2 rRNA genes (1 of these 2 cut by a window edge) are annotated in these 2,500 nt (G+C 52.4%); both read right to left on the bottom strand.

The annotated features are described in order from the left end of the window. Window positions 1-29: 29 nt before the first annotated feature. Window positions 30-145: ribosomal RNA gene (gene rrf, locus Q1A69_RS19645) — 5S ribosomal RNA — on the bottom strand. Window positions 146-354: 209 nt separating this feature from the next. After that, window positions 355-2,500 (bottom strand): 23S ribosomal RNA (locus tag Q1A69_RS19650); it runs 742 nt beyond the window's last position.

A 2,500-nucleotide genomic window follows, 5' to 3' on the forward strand; every position in this document is an offset into this window, starting at 1 on the left:
CCCTATTGGGTGGCCCTTTCGGAATATAAGCCTGACGATGACCTACTCTCACATGGGGAAACCCCACACTACCATCGGCGATGTTGCGTTTCACTTCTGAGTTCGGTAAGGGATCAGGTGGTTCCACAACTCTATGGTCGTCAGGCAAACTGGCTTGGGTTGGCTTTGGTCTTATAAGCAATGTGCTCGGCCTGCCGTGTTATCGCTGTTTGCCTCGGTCATTTTATTGACCGGCGATAACCCCAAATAAGTCGGTAAAATAATCTGTAGTAATACACCGCAAGTCGGATATTGTGTGTCTTTCTTTCCACAATCCGCTAGCTTACGCTAGTCGTTAGTAACCATCTCTGTTGTATGGTCAAGCCGCACGGGCAATTAGTACTGGTTAGCTCAACGCCTCACAGCGCTTCCACACCCAGCCTATCAACGTGGTAGTCTTCCACGGCCCTTTAGGGGAATCAAGTTCCCAGGGAGATCTTATCTTGAAGGAGGCTTCCCGCTTAGATGCTTTCAGCGGTTATCCCGTCCGAACATAGCTACCCGGCAATGCCACTGGCGTGACAACCGGAACACCAGAGGTTCGTTCACTCCGGTCCTCTCGTACTAGGAGCAACTCTTCTCAAATCTCCAACGCCCACGGCAGATAGGGACCGAACTGTCTCACGACGTTCTAAACCCAGCTCGCGTACCACTTTAAATGGCGAACAGCCATACCCTTGGGACCGGCTTCAGCCCCAGGATGTGATGAGCCGACATCGAGGTGCCAAACACCGCCGTCGATGTGAACTCTTGGGCGGTATCAGCCTGTTATCCCCGGAGTACCTTTTATCCGTTGAGCGATGGCCCTTCCATACAGAACCACCGGATCACTATGACCTACTTTCGTACCTGCTCGACATGTCTGTCTCGCAGTCAAGCGCACTTATACCATTATGCTCATTGCATGATTTCCGACCATGCTGAGTGCACCTTCGTACTCCTCCGTTACTCTTTGGGAGGAGACCGCCCCAGTCAAACTACCCACCATACACTGTCCTCGATCCGGATAACGGACCAGAGTTAGAACCTCAAACATACCAGGGTGGTATTTCAAGGACGGCTCCACAGTAACTAGCGTTACTGCTTCAAAGCCTCCCACCTATCCTACACAAATAGGCTCAAAGTTCAGTGCAAAGCTGTAGTAAAGGTTCACGGGGTCTTTCCGTCTAGCCGCGGGTACACTGCATCTTAACAGCGATTTCAATTTCACTGAGTCTCTGGTGGAGACAGCGTGGCCATCGTTACGCCATTCGTGCAGGTCGGAACTTACCCGACAAGGAATTTCGCTACCTTAGGACCGTTATAGTTACGGCCGCCGTTTACCGGGGCTTCGATCAAGAGCTTCGCCGAAGCTAACCCCATCAATTAACCTTCCGGCACCGGGCAGGCGTCACACCGTATACGTCCTCTTACGAGTTTGCACAGTGCTATGTTTTTAATAAACAGTCGCAGCCACCTGGTCACTTCGACCGGCCTCAGCTTAGGGAGCAAGTCCCATCACCAAAACCGGCGTACCTTCTCCCGAAGTTACGGTACCATTTTGCCTAGTTCCTTCACCAGAGTTCTCTCAAGCGCCTTGGTATTCTCTACCTGACCACCTGTGTCGGTTTAGAGTACGGTTCACTATTGCCTGAAGCTTAGAAGTTTTTCCTGGAAGCATGGCATCAACCACTTCACTCACCGAGGTGAGCTTCGTCATCAATTCTCAGCCTTAGGGACCCGGATTTGCCTAAGTCCCCAGCCTACAACCTTAAACATGGACAACCAATCGCCATGCTGGCCTAGCCTTCTCCGTCACTCCATCGCAGCAATAGCGAGTACAGGAATATTAACCTGTTTCCCATCGACTACGGCTTTCGCCCTCGCCTTAGGGGCCGACTAACCCTGTCCCGATTAGCGTTGGACAGGAACCCTTGGTCTTCCGGCGGGGAGGTTTTTCACCCCCCTTGTCGTTACTCATGTCAGCATTCGCACTTGTGATACCTCCAGCAGACCTCCCGATCCACCTTCAACGGCTTACACAACGCTCCTCTACCATGCTAATAAATTAGCATCCGCAGCTTCGGTTACCAGTTTTAGCCCCGGTATATCTTCCGCGCAGGCCGACTCGACTAGTGAGCTATTACGCTTTCTTTAAAGGATGGCTGCTTCTAAGCCAACCTCCTAGCTGTCTGGGCCTTCCCACATCGTTTCCCACTTAACTGGTATTTGGGACCTTAGCTGGCGGTCTGGGTTGTTTCCCTTTCCACGACGGACGTTAGCACCCGCCGTGTGTCTCCCGCGATTGCACTCCTCGGTATTCGGAGTTTGCATGGGGTTGGTAAGTCGGGATGACCCCCTAGCCCAAACAGTGCTCTACCCCCGAGGGTGAGACGCGAGGCGCTACCTAAATAGCTTTCGAGGAGAACCAGCTATCTCCCGGCTTGATTAGCCTTTCACTCCGATCCACAGGTCATCCCCT

This window comes from uncultured Microbulbifer sp. (assembly GCF_947498635.1).
In the GTDB taxonomy this organism is placed as follows: domain Bacteria; phylum Pseudomonadota; class Gammaproteobacteria; order Pseudomonadales; family Cellvibrionaceae; genus Microbulbifer; species Microbulbifer echini.